The organism is Devosia sp. SL43, from assembly GCF_021729885.1.
Lineage (GTDB): Bacteria > Pseudomonadota > Alphaproteobacteria > Rhizobiales > Devosiaceae > Devosia.
This window is the reverse complement of record NZ_CP063401.1, coordinates 3,110,709-3,128,696: the sequence shown is the minus strand read 5'-3', so window position 1 is coordinate 3,128,696 and position 17,988 is coordinate 3,110,709. Positions and strand designations below refer to the sequence as shown.

At 62.8% G+C, this 17,988-nt stretch carries 12 protein-coding genes; 2 read left to right on the top strand and 10 right to left on the bottom strand.

What is annotated here, in order from left to right:
• Nucleotides 1-60 precede the first annotated feature (60 nt).
• The 5 genes from IM737_RS15375 to IM737_RS15355 form a co-directional block, all read right to left on the bottom strand.
• Complete coding sequence (locus IM737_RS15375) at nucleotides 61-1,113, bottom strand: ABC transporter ATP-binding protein (protein ID WP_236895275.1); 1,053 nt, start codon at nucleotides 1,111-1,113, stop codon at nucleotides 61-63.
• Complete coding sequence (locus tag IM737_RS15370; RefSeq protein ID WP_236895273.1) at nucleotides 1,106-2,146, bottom strand: ABC transporter ATP-binding protein; 1,041 nt, start codon at nucleotides 2,144-2,146, stop codon at nucleotides 1,106-1,108. The genes IM737_RS15375 and IM737_RS15370 overlap by 8 nt, the downstream gene beginning before the upstream one ends.
• A gap of 3 nt (nucleotides 2,147-2,149) precedes the next feature.
• Complete coding sequence (locus tag IM737_RS15365; RefSeq protein ID WP_236895271.1) at nucleotides 2,150-3,283, bottom strand: ABC transporter permease; 1,134 nt, start codon at nucleotides 3,281-3,283, stop codon at nucleotides 2,150-2,152.
• Between the two features lie 10 nt (nucleotides 3,284-3,293).
• Nucleotides 3,294-4,280 carry an ABC transporter permease gene (locus tag IM737_RS15360; protein ID WP_236895269.1) on the bottom strand — a complete coding sequence of 329 codons (987 nt, stop codon included), beginning with the start codon at nucleotides 4,278-4,280 and terminating at the stop codon, nucleotides 3,294-3,296.
• Between the two features lie 103 nt (nucleotides 4,281-4,383).
• A complete protein-coding gene (locus tag IM737_RS15355; protein ID WP_236895267.1) occupies nucleotides 4,384-6,291 on the bottom strand; it encodes an ABC transporter substrate-binding protein in 1,908 nt (635 codons plus the stop codon).
• 399 nt (nucleotides 6,292-6,690) lie between these two features.
• Here IM737_RS15355 and IM737_RS15350 point away from each other — a divergent pair, with 399 nt between their 5' ends.
• Nucleotides 6,691-7,782 (top strand): ROK family protein, encoded by a 1,092-nt coding sequence (locus tag IM737_RS15350; RefSeq protein ID WP_236895265.1) that lies wholly within the window; start codon nucleotides 6,691-6,693, stop codon nucleotides 7,780-7,782.
• On the opposite strand, the gene IM737_RS15345 is transcribed toward IM737_RS15350, so the two are convergent.
• The 4 genes from IM737_RS15345 to IM737_RS15330 form a co-directional block, all read right to left on the bottom strand.
• Entirely contained in the window at nucleotides 7,783-8,832 is a 1,050-nt protein-coding gene (locus tag IM737_RS15345; protein WP_236895263.1) for a LacI family DNA-binding transcriptional regulator, read from the bottom strand. It abuts the gene before it with no gap.
• An 18-nt stretch (nucleotides 8,833-8,850) separates the two neighbouring features.
• Entirely contained in the window at nucleotides 8,851-9,960 is a 1,110-nt protein-coding gene (locus tag IM737_RS15340; protein WP_236895261.1) for a CehA/McbA family metallohydrolase, read from the bottom strand.
• 72 nt (nucleotides 9,961-10,032) lie between these two features.
• Nucleotides 10,033-13,116, bottom strand: a complete 3,084-nt coding sequence (locus tag IM737_RS15335; protein ID WP_236895259.1) for an alpha-mannosidase — start codon at nucleotides 13,114-13,116, stop codon at nucleotides 10,033-10,035.
• Between the two features lie 298 nt (nucleotides 13,117-13,414).
• Nucleotides 13,415-13,831, bottom strand: a complete 417-nt coding sequence (locus IM737_RS15330) for a MerR family transcriptional regulator (protein ID WP_236895257.1) — start codon at nucleotides 13,829-13,831, stop codon at nucleotides 13,415-13,417.
• A gap of 54 nt (nucleotides 13,832-13,885) precedes the next feature.
• Here IM737_RS15330 and IM737_RS15325 point away from each other — a divergent pair, with 54 nt between their 5' ends.
• Nucleotides 13,886-16,087: a heavy metal translocating P-type ATPase gene (locus IM737_RS15325; protein WP_442874141.1), complete on the top strand. Its 2,202-nt coding sequence runs from the start codon at nucleotides 13,886-13,888 to the stop codon at nucleotides 16,085-16,087.
• Between the two features lie 45 nt (nucleotides 16,088-16,132).
• On the opposite strand, the gene IM737_RS15320 is transcribed toward IM737_RS15325, so the two are convergent.
• A complete protein-coding gene (locus IM737_RS15320; RefSeq protein ID WP_236895255.1) occupies nucleotides 16,133-17,971 on the bottom strand; it encodes an ABC transporter ATP-binding protein in 1,839 nt (612 codons plus the stop codon).
• Between the last annotated feature and the right edge of the window lie 17 nt (nucleotides 17,972-17,988).

Below are 17,988 nucleotides of genomic sequence, written 5' to 3'. Positions count from 1 at the left end.
TACGCAGCAGGCAGGCCCGCTCGTCCAGCAGCGCCGGTGTAGTTCTCCGGGAGGAAACAATCATGCGACGGCCCCGATCAGCGACAGCTCCTCGGCGAAGTGGCAGCGCACCTGCCGCCCGCTGTCCACGCTGCGCAGGGCCGGAACCTCGGCGCTGCACCGGGGCTGCGCATAGGGGCAACGAGGATGGAAGCTGCATCCGGACGGCGGGTTTGCCGCATTGGCGATTTCGCCCTTGAGCGGCACGCGCTTACGAGTGCGGTTGCCGCGCGGATCGGGTTGCGGCACGGCGGCCATCAGGGCTTCGGTATAGGGATGGAGCGGCTTGGAGAACAGCAGCTCGGTCGGCGCAACCTCCATCAGCCGCCCCAGATACATCACCCCGACCCGGTCGGCGATGTGTTCGACCATCCCCAGGTCGTGGGTGATGAACAGGTAGGTGAGACCAAACTGCTCCTGCAAATCCTGCAACAGATTGATGTTCTGCGCCGCCACCGACACGTCAAGCGCCGAGACGGCTTCGTCGGCGGCGATGAAGCTCGGATTAAGCGCCAAAGCGCGGGCAATGCCAATGCGCTGGCGTTGTCCACCGGAGAAGGCGTGGGGATAGCGGTTGACGAATTCCGGGCGGAGGCCAACGACCTTGAGGAGCTCGGCAACCCGGTCGCGGATTTCGCTCTGGCCGCCGGCGCCGTGGATCACCATCGGCTCGCCCACCAGTTCGAGCAGGGTCATGCGCGGGTTGAGCGAGGAATAGGGATCCTGAAAGATCATCTGCATTTCGGCGCGCAGCGGGCGCATTTCGCGATCACTGAGACCGGACAGATCAACCACCTCGCCACTGGCGCGGCGGAACAGGATCTGCCCTTCAGTCAAATCATAGGCGCGCAGCATCAGCCGGGCGACGGTGGACTTGCCAGAGCCGCTTTCACCCACAAGGCCGAGAGTTTCGCCCTTGCGGATGTCGAGCGAGACGTCGTCGATTGCCTTGACGTCGCCAACGTGACGCTTCAGCCAGCCGGCATGGATGGGAAAATACTTCTTGAGGTTGCGCACCGAGAACAGCACGTCATCGGGCAGGGACAGGCCCGCGCCAGCCGGCAGATCAGACATGGGCTGGCTCCCCAGATGTGACGAATTGTTCGGCGATATGGCAGCGCGACATCTGTGAGCCGAACTGCTTTTCGGGTGGCACGATGACGTCGCATAGACCAGCCACGGCGTGGCCGCAGCGCGGATTGAAGGCGCAGCCTGGTGGCACGCTGAACGGGTCGGGGACCATGCCCGGAATGGTGGGCAGACGGCGGCCCTGATCGACGCCGAGACGCGGGATCGAGCGCAGCAGTGCCTGCGTATAGGGGTGCTTGGGCGCGTAGAAGATGTCGTCGACCGAGGCGGTCTCGACCATGCGGCCCAGATACATCACGGACACGCGATCGGCGATGTCGGCGACGACGCCGAAATTGTGGGTGATGAAGATGATGGCCATGCCCAGCTCGGATTGCAGCTGCTTGAGCAGTTCGAGGATCTGCGCCTCGGTGGTCACGTCGAGCGCCGTGGTCGGCTCATCAGCGATGAGCAGGCTGGGGTCGCAGGATATGGCCAGGGCGATCATGGCGCGCTGCCGCATGCCGCCCGAAAGCTGGTGCGGAAAGGCGTCGACCATCTGGGCCGGGCGAGGCATCTGTACCTTGCCGAGCAGGTCGATGGCGCGTTCGCGCGCCGCCGCGCGGCTCAGGCCCTTGTGCAGCTGGACGGTGCGCATGATCTGGGTGCCGATGGAATGGACCGGCGAGAGCGCCGTCATCGGCTCCTGAAAGATCATGCCGATATGCTGGCCGCGCACCTGGCGGATAGCGCGGCTGTTGCGATCGAGCGTTGCGAGGTCATAGCCCTCCCCGCTACGGGCACGGAAGCGAATGGCGCCTTCCGGTGCGACGGCGCGCTTGGGTAGCAGGCGCATGATGGCACGCGCGGTGATGGATTTGCCCGAGCCGCTCTCGCCGACAATGCCGAGAACCTCGCCTTTGTTGACGTGATAGGACACGCCGTTGACGGCCTTGACCAGCCCCTCGCGCAGCGGGAAGTGGACATGGACATTGTCGAGTTCGAGCAGACGCTCGGCAGGCATTGCAAGTGTGGTCATGGTCTATTGTCCATAGGGGTCGGCCGCATCGCGCAGGCCATCGCCCAGGAAATTGAAGGCCAGTACGGTGAGCACCACCGCGATACCCGGCGACAGGAGCCAGGGGGCCAGCGAGATCGACCGCAGGTTCTGTGCGTCCTGCAGCAGCACGCCCCAGCTCACCACCGGCGGGCGCAGGCCGAGTCCGAGGAAACTCAGGGCCGTTTCGCCCAGGATCATTTCCGGCACGGCCAGCGTAAGCGCCGCGATGATGTAGGAGGTCATCGAGGGCAGCATATGCTTGGTGATGATGCGGTATTCGCTGGCCCCGGCCAGCCGCGCCGCCATCACGTAATCCTCGTTGCGGATGGCGAAGAACTGCCCACGCACCACACGCGCCAGATGGGTCCAGCCGATCAAAGCCAGGATGAGCGTGATCAGCACATAGACCCAGATCGGATCCCACGCGATCGGCAGGGCAGCGGCTAGGCCCATCCACAAGGGGATGGTCGGAATGGAGCGGATGAACTCCATCAAGCGCTGGATCGAGCTGTCGATCCAGCCACCGAAATAGCCCGAAATCGATCCCAGGGTGAGGCCCAGGACAAAGGCAAAGGCGACGCCGACCAGACCCGCCGACAGGGTGACGCGCGCACCATGGACCAGTCGGGAAAACACGTCGCGACCGAGGTCGTCGGTGCCCAACAGGTTGATGTATTCGCGCCGGCCCTCGACACCGAACAGGTGGATATCGGTGGTGAACAGGCCAAAGAAACTGTAGTCGTCGCCGGCATAGAATAGCTGTATGGGCAGGACCGTTTCGGTGTCGGTCTCGTAGAGCACACGCGCTGTGTCGAGATCACGCTCGCGCGAAAGCCCATAGACGAACGGGGCGCGCAGTTGTCCTTCGTGAATGAACTGAATGGGGGTCGGCGGCGCCAGTGTGCGCAGGCGCTCCACCTTGAACGGATCATAGGGCGCCACGGGCTCGGCAAAGACGGCGCAGAGCGCCAGGAGCACCAGAAACCAGAGCGATACAACAGCGAGAACGTGCTTGGAGAAGCGGCGCCAGATCAGCTGCCATGGCTTGGCGGTGTACAGGTCTTCCTTGTGGTCCTTCGCCTTGGGCGAAGCGATCGCAACGGTCTCTTCGGTCATGGGGCGGGCCTCACGCGTAGCGAATGCGCGGGTCGAACCACGCCAGGAGAATGTCGGAAATCAGCGTTCCGATGACGGTGAACACGCTGAGGATGAGAATGAAGCTGCCGGCCAGATACATGTCCTGCATCTTGAGCGACTGCAGCAGCAGCGGACCGGTGGTGGGCAGATTGAGAACGACCGCGGTGATGATGTCGCCCGAGAACAGCGCCGGCAGCGCCCAACCGACAGTAGAGATGAACGGGTTCAGCGCGACGCGGACCGGATAATTCCACACGACCTTGCCTTCGCTCAGGCCCTGCGCGTAGGCGGTTTCGACATAGGGCTTGCCCAGTTCGTCGAGCATGTTGGCGCGCATGACGCGGATAAGGCCGGCCGCGCCACCTGTCGCCAGCACCACCAGGGGTATCCACAGGTGCTGGAACAGGTTGATGACCTTGTCCACGCTCCAAGGGGCGCTCTGGTATTGCGGTGACAGCAGTCCCCCCACGTCTATCTGCAGATAGACGAAGCTGAGCCACATCAGCACAAGCGCCAGGAGGAAATCCGGGGTGCCCTTACCGAGAAAGCCGAAGACGGTGAACACGTAGTCGAAGAAGGAATATTGCCTTGTGGCGGAATAGACGCCGACCGGAATGGCGATGAGCCAGGTCAAAACCAGGCTGACCGTGGAAATGGCCAGCGTCAGGGCCAATTTGTCCCAAATCAGCGAGGAGACTGGGGCGTTCCAGTCCAGCGAATAGCCGAAGTCGCCGCGCAGCACGATGGCAGTGATCCAGCGCCAGTATTGCACCAGCAGCGGATCGTTCAGCCCCATCTGCAGACGCATCACGGCTTCCTGCGCGGTGGTGATGTAGTCTCCGGTGCGGCGCAGCTCTGCTGCATAGGCGGACACGTAGTCGCCTGGTGGCAATTGGATGATGACGAAGGAAATGAAGGAAATGAAGATCAGCGTCGGTATCGCCAGAAGCGCGCGCCGCAGAATAAAGGCAATCATGCTGCCGGTCCTCTCCCGTCCGGTGCCGGCCTGATCGAGTTCCAAGCCGGCACCGGTCGCGGTAATCGAGGCCCGGGACTGTCCCCGGGCCTGTTGTCTGCGATCAGTTCTGGTCGAGCCAGAACTGTTGGGTGCGGGCCATACCCACGCCGCGGAAGATATCATCCTGCACGAGATCGGGCTGCACGTTCTGCATCTGGTTGGACACGACGTTGACCACCGGGCCTTCGCCGTAGACGCCGATTACCCAGCCTTGATTGGCGAAGATCTCCGCCATTTCCTGCACATGGCCATCGGCCACGTCCACAGAGGCGGCCTGGGAAGCCTGATCCCACAGATCGAAGATGTCGCGCAGCGCATTGTCAGCGCTGGGCTCGATGCCCGAGGTCCCGCCGGTGGAGTACCACTTGTAGTATTCGTTGCCGAAGCTGTCCGAACCCATCAGGCGCCGCGGATCGGCCGGGACATAGGTCATGCGGTCATAGGGCATCCACTGCATCTGGAAGTCGTTGTTGGCGCGGTTATTGTCCCACTGGGTCCGATCGATGACGCGTGGCAGCATCTCGATACCGACCTCGGCATAGTTCTCGGTCAGCAATTCCAGCGTCTTGGCCTGGGATGGATCATTGGCCTCGACGACGATGCTCAGGCGCTGGCCGTCCGAACGAAGGCGGAAACCCTGATCGTCACGCTCGGTCAGGCCGGCCCCATCGAGCAGTTCGTTGGCAAGGTCCGGATCATATTCAGTCCAGTGGGTGGACAGTGCCTCGTCGTAGTATTGCGACCCCGAAACCGGCGCAGCCTGGATGGGCTTGGACAGGCCAGACTGGGTCAGCTCGATGATCAAGTCGCGGTCGATCGCCACCGAGAGGGCCTGTCGAACGGCTTCATTCTCGAACAGGACCTTCAGCACCTCGTCCTTGGTCGTCATGTTGGGCACGAGAGACCAGATATTGGAGTCTTTCCAGGTGACGATTTGGTAGCCGCCACGCTCCTCGTTTTCCTTGTAGAAGGTGTAGTTTGCCAGGCTCAGGTGGCGATCCTGCATGTCCAGTTCGCCCTGGGCGATCATCAGGTTGAGCGTTTCGGGATCCTGGAACAGGCGGTGCTCGATGCGATCGATATAGGGAAGCTGGTTCCCTTCCTGGTCGACAGCGTAATAGTAGGGGTTGCGGACCATCACCACGGTATCGGCGGGCGGTGGGGTCTCGACCTTCCAGGCGGTCAGCACCGGCAGATCGGGGTTGAGCCACCAGGCCGTCGCGGCGCCCTTGGAGCCCCACAGGTCGATCCAGCCCGCAACGTTGAACTGAGCCGCAGCTGCGGCGAGCTCCTCCTCACTGGCATACTTGTTGTTGAACTGGCTGAGATAGTGCTTGGGAAACAGGAAGCTCGGGCGGTCCAGGCTGGGCTCGCCGGTGGAGTCCTTGGCCAGAATCTGCAGGAAGTAGACATAGGGCTGGCCGAACTTCACGGTGAAGGTGCGTTCGTCGGCGATCTCAATTTCCATTGGCTTGCCGCCCGGCGCGAAAGTCGCGTCGATATTGGGCACGATGTCGGCGTTGAGGAAGATGTCCTCGTACCAGAAGCGCACGTCCTCGGTGGTAACCGGCACGCCATCTGACCACTTGAGCCCTTCGAGAAGGGTGAAGGTGAATGCCGAGGAGTCTTCGTTGACTGAATAGCTTTCGATATAGCCCGGCACCAGCACTGCGCCGCCATTCTCGTCGGCGGCCCATTTGAGCACGCGCTCTTCCATCAGCTTGGTCGGACCCCAGCGGTCGCCCGGACCGTTGAAGGCACGGCGCCAGGTGCCGCCGTATTCGCCGACGGTCAGCGCATTGACGACGGTTGGCTTGGTCGGCAAGCGCTCGTCAACAGCAGGCAGGGAGCCCGCCTCGACCATTTCGGTCAGCATCGGCGCTTCCTGGAATGCCCAGGCCGAGCCGGCCAGCGCCGTCACCGACATGGCCGCAAGCGCCAGGCGCGTGATCCACTTGTTGGCACTCATTGATTTCTTCCCTTGTGCTTCTGCCTAATTCACCTGCGGGTGAATTAGGGCATCATGAACCTTTCAAGGTAAAGCCTATCGTGCATGAAACTATTTGCATGATCGCCTCCCTATCCTCTCTTTGCTCCAACACCCGATCGTACAATTGGCTTGTATCTTTGCCGAGATTTGTGCTGTTACATGTCCATGTATCAAGGCAGTTTTGCCAACACGCAATAAGAAAAAATTTGCACGATCACGAATTTTTGGGAATGCCGGGATGTTCAGCGGGGAGCTTGAATGGAAGATTGGCAGCTGAATCAAGCACGTAGAGGCCCCAACAGCCCGGCTGCGTTGGCACCGCTATCGGCGCGAAAAAATTCACAAGCTGGTTACTTACGGCTGCTGGTCGAAACGATGATGACCGGCGAACCCCTGCAACGTCCGGCACTGTCGCAGCGGGTAGGCCTGTCGAAACTGGCGGTGTCCGAATTGTTGGCAAGTCTCGAGAAGCTCGGCATGGTCAAGGTCGAGGGGCAGCTCGGCGGGGCACCGGGACGCTCGCAGCTGTCCTACGCGCTACAGGCGGACGCTGCGCTGGTACTTGGGTTCGACATTGGCGGCACCAAGGTCGCCGGGGCCATTGCCGACCTGCGCGGCGAGGTGCTTGCCGAACTGACCGAGCCCACCGCCCAAACCGGCGCGACGGACTTGATCGCGCAGCTTGCCCGCATGGCGGACGCGCTGTGCCGGACGGCCAGCATCCCCCGGTTCCGGCTACGCACCGCGGCGGTTGGCGTCCCGGCCGCCGTGCATCCCCTCACAGCCGATCTGAGCCTGGCGGGCAATCTGCCAGGGCTGGAAGGCGGCAACCTCCTGGCAGGCCTGCAAGACGCCCTGCGCGTCGACATACTGATCGACAATGACGTCAATCTCGCTCTGTTGGCAGAAGTCGGGCAGGACGGCGCTCCCGATCGGCAGAATGCGGCATTCATTGCCCTCGGGACCGGTATAGGGGGAGCGCTGATGATCAACGGCCAGCTGCTGCGCGGCGCCCATGGCGGCGCAGGCGAAGTTGGTTATATGCCGCTCTGGCGGATCGATGCACCGGGCATCCCATCGCTGGAAGAGCAAGTGGGAGAGACGGGCATCCGGCACGCCTATGTCGCTGCGGGCGGGGACCCCACTCATACGGTGCGCGACATCTTCACGGCCGCCGAGGCTGGCTCAGCGAGCGCATTGTGGGTCCTGGATCAGGCGGCGGAGCATGTGGCGCGTGCCGTTCTGGCGCTCCTGGCATTGCTCGATCCTGATCTCGTCGTGTTCGGTGGCAGCATCGGGGCGCGGCCCGAATTCATCCAGCGTGTCTCAAGCCTGGTCGCCTCCACCTGGCTGAGGCCGGTCAGTATCGTGCGCAGCCGCAGCGGGAGCCGTGCTGGCCTGCTTGGCGCGCTGAAGCTGGCACGCGGCCAGCTGCTCGATGACCTGTTCGGCGCGCTGCCCTCGCGCTGATCAGCCGATCATGCGGGCGCTGCTTCGGATGGTGAGCCGGCATCCCAGTTCGAGGCGATGCGCTGGAGGGTTCAGTGACGCGTTGACGATGCGCTGCTCAAGCAGATGCAGAGCCGCAGGCCCCATATGTTCGAGCGGCACGCTGACTGTGGTCAAGGCCGGGGAGGTAAACTCACCGATCGCTACGCCGTCAAAGCCGACGATGGACACGTCCTGCGGCATCCTGATGCCGGCTCTGCCCAGGGCAGCCATCACGCCCAGCGCCAGGTTATCGGCAGCACAAAAAATGGCCGTGATGCCCCCCAACCCATTATGGCGGTCCAGCCAGCTCTCTATAGCGCGGCCACCCAATTCGGGCAGGTAGCCCTCGGCTAGATGGACATGTGCGGTGTCGAGTGACAGGCCGTTGACCCGGAAGGCATCAAGAAAACCGTCGCGGCGGCGGCGCACCGTGGAGCGGCCTTCCCAACTCAGATGCATGATATTGCGGTGGCCCTGGCCGATCAGCCAGTTGGTGGCATAGCGGGCGCCAAAGCGGTTGCCCGGCGTGACGCTGTCGACCTGCATCTCCTGATCTTCGCCATTCATCAGCACGGCCGGAATGCGCGAGGCGGCAATCTCCTGCAGCAGGTCGGACCGATCTTCACTCAGCAGGAGAATCCCGTCCACATCCGCCGCCCGGGCCATCTCCACCACGCGGGCGCCACTCACGACCGGCTTGTCGATCTCAAGGGGGACGACACGAATGGCCCGGCGCTCGCATTCCCGTGTCAGGGCACTGAGCAGCGTCCAGGAAAAGAGGTTGTGCTCATTGTGCGGCAGGGTATCGCTGGGCACCGCCAGCAGCACTGAGCGCAGCACGGCGATGCTGGCCTTTTCCCGCCGCCGCGCTAGGTAGCCCAGGGCATTGGCTGCGTTGAGGACCCGATCGCGCACTTCGGCCGAGATTGGCGCGGTGCCGTTGAGAACGTGGGACACTGTCGACACGGCGACATCGGCTGCCCCGGCGACGTCCTTGATCCCTACTTTGCGGCTCGGGTCGCGCACCACGGCAATGTCTCCGGCGGGCTAGAAGCTGGGATCGTAGTTGAAATAGAGCGGATTGGACAAAGCCACCATGTTCTGACTCCGCGCCATGGAATTGGGCACCTCCGGATAGGGCGCCTGCGGACCCTCCACCTCGACCCGATAGTAGCTGCGTTGGTCGGATCGCGGCGTATCGGTGAAACGCACCGATCGGCTCGCGGCATCGGTGACGAGCGTGGCGAATTCCTCACGATTCTTGATGACGCGGACCTTGTAGGCGGCTCCGGCAATGCCGCCTCCGACCAGCCGCACTTCAAAGGTCACCGGCGTGCCATCGGGCTTCACATTGTCGCCCATCATCATGGCGAACTGCCCGGTGCCGTCCGGATCGGCGTAGAATTCGACGCGGGGATTGTACGGATTGGAGCTGACCGAGGCGCGACCACTTTCGAGCGCGACCAGAATTGCTTCCTTGGTCCGGGCCGTGGCGAAAATCCAGGTCGTTGGCGTGCCGACATAGTTGGCCGAGCCCTCGATGGTCTGCGGCACGATCAGAGCGGGATCTTCGGGGATGCCGTGATGGGCATCGCTGCCACCGCGTGCGCCCAACATGCGGCCCGAGAGCAGCTGATCGTCCCACATGCGGACGCTGATGATGTTCTTGGGCCAGATGCTGGTGTTCCATATCTCGACGGAATCAGCGAGGTCCCACGAGAAGCCGTAGTGGTTCTTGTGGTTGGGGTGATTGGCGGACCAGTGTATGCCGAGCTCCTGCTTGAGTTGCAGCAGGTCCCAGTCGCGGGCATTGCGGGCATCGAAGACGCGCTGGTGATCGTAGGGCTCAGGCGAGAGGACGTTGACGTGGCCACGCGGCGCCGTCAGTTCTGCGCCATAGAACAGCAGCAGCGAGTCCGATCGGTATTCCGGATCGGCCCAGGTATGCTGCGCCACCGAACCTTGGACATGCACATCATGGTCGGTGATGACGAGATAGTCGAACCCCATGCGCTCGGCAAAGCCGATTATCCGGGATTGCGGATTGTTGGTGGAATCGGTGCTGTGCCGGCAATGCATGTGCCAGTCGCCCTTGAGCCACTGCCCCACAGTCCGTGAGGCGGGCGGCGGCAGGCTGTCGGGCAGAGCGGGAATCATCAGGCGTATCCTGGAGTGACGTCGGTAGTGGGAAGACGGTAGGAGAGCGCGCGGCGCGCCGCAAGCTTGGGTTCAGCGGACAAGCAGCGATCTGATCTGGAACGGGCGGAAGGCGATCGTAACTTCGGTGCCTCCGTCGGCAAGCAACGACAATTCGCTTTCGAATAGGTCCGTCTCACTGATCCGTGCAGCGCTCGGCAGGGTCAGCGCGACGGTCGTCGCCCTGCCCTGGTTCTCCCAAAGCCGCAGCACCACACCCTCGCCCGTCTCCGCCGCCTTGACCGTTTCGATGGTCACCTGGTCGCTGTCGAGCGTGGCGACTGGTGCAGCGGTCCAGCCAGTGCCAGTTCCCACCAACAGGCGCAGCGGGGCGTTGAAGGCCGTGGCGGCATTGTGGACAGCCTGCAAGTCGCCGCCATGCAGCAGCAGTGCATAGCGGAAGCGATGCTCGCCCTGATCGGCTTGCGGCCACGGAAAAACCGGCGACTTGACCAACGTCAGCCGCAGCGTGCTGCCCTTGGCGTCATAACCATACTTGCAGTCATTGAGCGCGGCGACGCCAAAGCCCGCCTCGCTGATATCGACCCAGCGATGCATCGAGGTCTCGAAGCGGGCCTTGTCCCAGCTGGTATTGGCATGAGTGGGGCGCGTGAGGTGGCCGAACTGGGTTTCGGCGCGGCTGACATCGCTGCGGATCGCGAGCGGGAACCCAACCTTGAGCAGCGTCTGCTGCTCGTGCCAATCGACATGCGTGTCGAACTCAAGCTGCGCCGCGCCCTCGATCAGCGATACCACCTGCACGATACGGGAACGCTCATAGGTCCATTCGAAGCGGATGGCGGCGCGATAGGGCCCGGTTTCCACGACTTCAGCGCTGACCAGCCGATCCACTGGCCAGCTCTTGTCCTCGACATAGTCGTCAATGTCCCAGGCGTCATAGTCGATCGGGATGTCCTGGTGAGCGACCAGGGCATTTCCGACCTTGCCGGGAAGGATGGCCTCGCGATTTCGCTGCTTGTCGAAGAGCGACACCAACTGCCCCAGCGCATTGAACTCAGCGCGCAGAACCGTGTTCTCAAGCCCGGTCGGCGACACGGTGAGCGCGGACGGCGGCAGCGTGGCCGACTGGCCACCAAGCACAATCGGCAGGACCGTCAGCCCTCCGATATCGGTGACCGGCAGGGCCGATGCTGTCGTGCCATCTGCGAGGATGATGACCTGTGCCGCAACGACCTCTCCGCCAAACGTCGCGGCGGTGACGTGGTTTGGCAGGATCAACAGATCATCGCGCTTGCGGCTCGTGGCGTTGAGGACGGCATGTCCGCCCGTAGGCGCCAGCGTGCCCCCCAGTCGTGCGGTCATTGCCGTGGCTGCCGCAAAGAAATCAGCATACTCGCGGTCGCTGTCCTCGTAGACGAAGCCGATCGAGGTGCCCGGGAGGATGTCGTGGAACTGGTTGAGCAGCACGATTTCCCACAGCCGCTCCAGTTCCTCGCGGGGATAGGCGAGGCCCTGCTGGCGCGCCATGACCGCGAGCAGTTCGAGCTCGTGCAGCGTCTGCTCGGCGAGGCGATTGTTGCGCTTGTTCTTGGCGACAGAGGTCAGCGTGCCCCGGTGGTATTCGAGATAGAGCTCGCCAACCCAGCTCGGGAAAGCCTCTGGCTCGCGCTGCATGCGGTCGGCCAGCCGCCGGAAATAGGGTCCCATCGGCTCGTGCTTGATCTTGGGGCAGCCGGGAATGCCGCGCTCCATCCGGCGCACATTTTCCAGCATGCCGCGTGTCGGTCCGCCGCCGCCGTCGCCATGGCCATAGACCAGAAACAGCTCATCATGCAGGCCCTGCTGGCTGAAGCGTTTCCAGGTGCCCATCACATGGCTGGGAACCAGGTCAGGACAGTAGGTCGTGTTGATCGAGTCAGATTCGTAGCGCTGCGTCGTGAGGAAATAGGCCGGCACCCGCGTGCCATCCAGCCCCTGCCAGAAGAAGATTTCGTGCGGCATCCGGTTGGTATCGTTCCAGCTCATCTTGTGGGTGATGAACATGTCGAGCCCGGACAGCGCCATCAGCTGCGGCAGGGCCGCCGTGTAGCCAAAGGTATCGGGCAGCCAGACGATGTGTGGCGTCACGCCGAACTTGGACTGATGGTAGCGCACGCCCTTGGTGATGTGACGGACCAGGCTCTCGCCGGAGGCGATGACCACATCAGGCTCGAGCCACAGCGCGCCCTCAATCTCGAAGCGACCGGCCTCGACCTGGCCGCCGATCCGCTCGAACAGTTCGGGATAGTCCTGCTCGAGATAGTCGAGCAGCACGCCCTGATTATACATGAAGCGGTAGTCGTCATACTCGTCCATCAAGGCCAGCGCATTGGCCATGGAGCGTGCCATTTTCTGGCGCGTTTCGCGTACACGCCAGAGCCAGGCGACGTCGATATGGGTGTGACCGGTTGCGACGATTTCGGGCATCGCGTCGGCATCGGCCTCCGCATAGAGGGCGTCGGCTCGCGCCTGTGCTTCTCGCAGGCTGGCAGAAAAACGCTCGGGATGGCCGGGCCGGAAATCGATCAGGTCGATGGCCTCGTCGATATGGCGCAGCAGGCGGGCGCGGCGGGCGTCGTCGGCCTTGAGCAGCCGCGCCACGTCGAGCGGCACCTTGAGATCGTAATAGACCGTCTCTGCCAGTCGGTCGTGCTGCACCAGCTCTATGGCAAAGCCAAGCTGGCGCCGGTTTTCGATGGTCCCAGCCTCGACAAGGATATCGTATTGCTGACCGGGCTGCGCCGCCGCGGCCAGCCGGAACTCGCGGTGATTGCCGTCGCCACCCTGTGCGATCCGTCCATTGATCCGCACCAGCAGCTGCGGGTCGCTGCGACCCATCACCGAACCGAACTGTGCGTGGACGCGGCAGAATACCGATTGCCCGGCTAGGCTCTCGGGTATGGTGACCTGGCCACCGAACCAATAATAGCCGTCCGGTTCGCCCCAGACGAGGCTGTCGTCGACAGCTGACCAATCGTCTTGGCCCTGCCGTACGACGCTGGACCGTTCGTCATTTCCGGCAGGCCGGTAGCGCAGCGGCACGAACGTTCCGCTCGGCAGAAATACGCGCTCGCGCAGGACGGCGAGCAGTCGATCAAGCTTGGCGATGCGCGGCATGAGTGATTCCCGTGACCTGTGGTCCACGCTTACCAAGGGACGCCCACGCGTCCAATCACAGAGTGCACCGCCAACGGCAAGATTGTCTTCATTGCCGAGCTGTCCGCCTCTGTACCTACCGAGCAAAGATCTCGTTGGTCAGTGGTTCAGCAGATATGCCCACCAACGGCTCCTTCGGCGTGCCAGGAGGCGCCAAGATGCAGCTCCAAAGGCGGCATCGTGAGGCAGATCGCCGCCTTTTAACTGGTTCGACCAGCGATGGGCCGCTGAGCTAGATTCCGTGAGTTTCGATCTCTGCTCAATGTTCCGATCGACATTGGCCGTGATCTGCCAGAGCCTCAATGATGCGGCAGTCGCAAACGCGCCCATGGCCACACTCGTCAATCATCCGAGAGAGCTCGGCTTTGAGTGCCGTCAGGCTGGCGATGCGACGATCGATCTCGGCGAGGTGATTGTTGGCGATGCTGTCGACCTGGTGACAGGACGATTGCGGCTGCGCTGCCATAGCCAACAGTCCGCGGATGTCTTCAATTTCGAAACCAAGCTCGCGCGAATGGCGGATGAAGTTGAGGCGGTCAACCTCGGATTTCCCGTAGAGCCGGCGGTTTCCTTCGGTGCGAGGCGCCTCCGGAAGCAAACCGATCTGCTCGTAGTAACGGATCGTCGGCACCTTGACCGCGGTCCGGCGCGACAGCTCGCCGATCGGAAATTCCATACAACGGCCCTTGCTTCTCTAGTGGCTAGAGGAATTAACATTGCACGGAATCGAATGAAAGGACCGAGCGTGACGGAGCCAGTCAAGACAAGATACCGCGTGGGCGGCATGGACTGCGCAGCCTGCGCCGCAAAGATCGAAACGGCCGTTAGCCGCATCCCGGGCGTCTCCGAGGTCGGCGCGAGCTTCACTGCCGGGACGCTAAACGTGGTTCACGATGCAGTGCCGTTCGCCGCGATCCAAAGGGCGGTCAAGTCGCTGGGCTATAGTCTGGCGCCGGATGGTGCGGCGGCGCCCGCCGCGACGGACCGGCATGATCATGCAATTCATGATCATCGTGACGGAGATGAGCATGCGGGCGGGGAGAGCCATTTCCAGCTGGGTGACGGCCCATGGTGGAAGACGCGCAAGGCCGTACTGACGCTGGCATGTGGCCTGGCTCTGATTGCTGCCTATCTCATCGGTCGCGTGCTGCCCGAGATCGGGCATTGGGCGTTTCTCGCGGCCCTTTTGGTTGGCCTCGTACCAGTCGCCCGGCGCGCGGTGGCCGGTACGATGTCGGGAACGCCGTTTTCGATCGAGACCCTGATGACTATCGCCTCGGTCGGCGCCGTCATTATCGGCGCCACCGAAGAAGCTGCCACAGTGGTGCTGCTGTTCCTCGTTGGCGAACTTCTGGAAGGCGTCGCCGCGAGCCGGGCCCGCGCAAGCATCAAGGGGCTGGCCGATCTCGTGCCCAAGACAGCGCTGCTGGTCGAGGGCGATAAGACAAGCGAAGTGCCGGCGGCCGGCCTCGCCTTGAACGCCATCATCATGGTGCGCCCAGGAGATCGCATCCCGGCCGATGGAGATATCGTGGAAGGTCAGAGCGCCATCGATGAGTCTCCCGTGACCGGCGAGAGCGTGCCCAAGACCAAGCGGGTGGGGGACCAGGTGTTCGCCGGAACCATCAATACCGACACTGTTCTGAAGGTCCGGGTGACCGCGACCGCTAGTGACAACACAATCGCCCGCGTGGTGCGGCTGGTGGAGGAGGCGCAGGAGAGCAAGGCGCCGACGGCGCGGTTCATCGACAGGTTTTCGACCTACTATACGCCCGGCGTGCTAGTGGCCGGCGCCCTGGTGGCGGTAGTGCCGCCGTTGCTGTTGAGTGGGTCATGGGACGAATGGATCTATAAAGGGCTCGCCATCCTGCTCATCGGCTGTCCGTGCGCGTTGGTGATATCCACGCCGGCCGCCATTGCTGCAGCCCTGTCGGCAGGCGCCCGCCGCGGACTGTTGCTCAAGGGCGGGGCGGTGCTCGAAGGCCTGCGTGCGATCACCATGGTGGCTCTGGACAAGACCGGGACGCTTACCGAGGGCAAGCCGCAGGTCACCGATATCGTCGGCATCGGCAGAAGTGAGAGCAAAGTGCTGTCATTGGCAGCGGCGCTGGAAATCGGATCGAGCCATCCGCTGGCGGTCGCCGTCCTGGCCAGGGCCAAGACCGACAAAGCAGCTGTGCCACCTGCCGCAAGCGCCAAGGCAATCGCCGGCAAGGGGGTTTCCGGCAAGGTGGGTGGTGAGGAGGTGTTCCTCGCCTCGCCCGGCGCGGCGGCCGAGCGGGCGACGATCACGCCCGAGCTGCAGGCGACGATCGATGGGTTCAACGACGCCGGCAAGACCGTCTCGGTGCTTGTCGTGGGTGGCGAGATCGCGGGGATCTTCGCCATTCGTGACGAACCTCGGGAAGATGCATTGGCCGGCATTACGGCCCTCAAGGCTGCCGGGATCGGGATTGTCATGCTGACGGGCGACAATGAGCGGACGGCCAGGGCCATTGGCTCGACGCTGGGCATCGACGTCCATGCCGGCCTTCTGCCGGAGGACAAGCAGCGTATCGTTCGCGAGTTGCAGGCTCAGGGCCAGGTCGTGGCCAAGGTCGGCGACGGCATCAATGATGCGCCTGCGCTGGCGGCAGCCGACATCGGCATCGCGATGGGTGGCGGCACCGATGTGGCGCTCGAAACGGCCGATGCGGCAGTACTACATGGCCGCGTGCTCGACATTGCCGAGATGATAGAGCTGTCCAAGGCGACCATGGGCAATATCTGGCAGAATATCGCCGTATCGCTGGGACTGAAGGCGATCTTCCTCGCTACCACCATTATCGGCGTTACCGGACTGTGGCCGGCAATCCTTGCCGATACTGGGGCCACCGTGCTGGTGACACTCAACGCCATGCGACTGCTGGCATGGCGGCCGGGCCGCAAATAGCGCCAGGCAATCAGCACTTGGCCTATTGCTACGCCGGTAAGCGTCCTAGACTTTCCAGTCCGCATCCCAGTTCTGCACGATGTGGCCGGGGCTTACAGTTGTGTATGTCCGTTGCGGAGGGACAAAGTCCGCCGAGCGAATGGGGCTCTTGATCTCCTCGGTGGAGAGTTGTCGCACCTGCTTGCGGCGGGAGGGATCCGGTACGGGTACTGCAGCTATCAGCCGCTTGGTGTAGGGATGCTGTGGCGCCTTGAAGACTGCTGCCGCCGGCCCCATCTCGACGATCTCCCCTAGATACATCACGGCCACCTTGTGACTCATCCGCTCCACCACGGCCATGTCGTGAGAAATGAAGAGGTACGAGAGACCGAACTTCTGCTGCAGATCCAACAACAGGTTCACCACTTGGGCTTTGATGGAGACATCGAGCCCGGAAACGGATTCGTCGGCGACGATCACCTTGGGGTTGAGTGATAGCGCCCGGGCGATGCAGATGCGCTGGCGCTGACCACCCGAGAACTGGGCCGGATAGCGGTTGGCCACGTCCGGGTCGAGCCCGACCTGTTCAAGTAGCTCCGCCACTTTCGACCGCGCCTGGCTCTTGGTCCCCAATCGATGGGTGAGATAGGGCTCGGCAACGGCATCTCCGACACGTATGCGAGGGTTGAGGCTTGCAAACGGATCCTGGAAGATCATCTGGATATGGCGCCGCATGTCGCGCATGCGCTCCTTGTCCAGCGCCATGATGTCCGTGCCGTCAATGGCGATCTGGCCGCTCTGAGGCTCGATCAGCCTCATGATGGCGCGACCCGTGGTTGACTTGCCGCATCCTGACTCGCCGACCAGGGAAAGCGTCTCTCCGGGTTGCAGGTCGAAGGAGACGTTTTCGACCGCATGTACGCGGCCATGGACGCCTCCGAAGAACCCGCGGCCAAGATCGAAGCGCTTCACCAGGTTCTTGACTGACAGGGATGGTTGGCCTGCATGATCGACTGTGTCCGGCCTCGGCTCCGAAACCCGCAGGATGCCGGTCTTTCGATCGACGACCGGAAAATGTTCCGGTTGGCCGTTACCCTTCATCGAGCCCAGTCGTGGTACGGCAGCAATCAGGGTCTTGGTGTATGAGCTTTGAGCCGCATCGAAGATGCCTTCGGTTGGGCCTTGCTCGACCACTTCGCCACCCAACATGACCACAGTACGGTCAGCGATTTCCGCCACAACGCCCATGTCATGGGTGATGAACAGGACACCCATCCCCTCTTCCTGCTGCAGTTGCTTGATCAACTGCAAAATCTGGGCCTGAATGGTGACGTCGAGCGCGGTGGTCGGCTCGTCCGCGATCAACAGCTGCGGCTTGCATGCCAGTGCCATGGCGATCATGACCCGCTGGCGCATGCCACCCGACAGGTTGTGCGGAAGCTCGTTGGCGCGGTCCTTGGCCGCAGGAATACGGACCTTTTCCAGCATTCGCACGGCTTCGGCACGAGCGGCCGATCCATCCATCCCGTGAATGATCAACGTCTCGGCAATTTGCTCGCCGACGGTGACGAGCGGGTTGAGGCTGGTCAGGGCCTCCTGGAAGATCATGCCCATCTGTCGACCGCGCACCGAACGCATCTGGGCTTCCGGGAGCGTGAGAAGCTCGCGCCCACCCAGCTTGACCGAGCCATCGATCATGCTCGACTGCGGGTCGAGCAGCCGCATGATCGAGAGCGCCGTGACACTCTTGCCCGAGCCGGACTCGCCGACGACGCAGAGCGTTTCGCAGGCGCCGATCTCGAACGAAATGCCTTTGACGATCTGGATGCGGCCTGACTTGGTTTGAAAGGACGTCTTGAGATTCTTGACCGCAAGCACGGGCTCGGCTGGCACTGGCTGCGTCATGAATTCGCTCCTTGCAT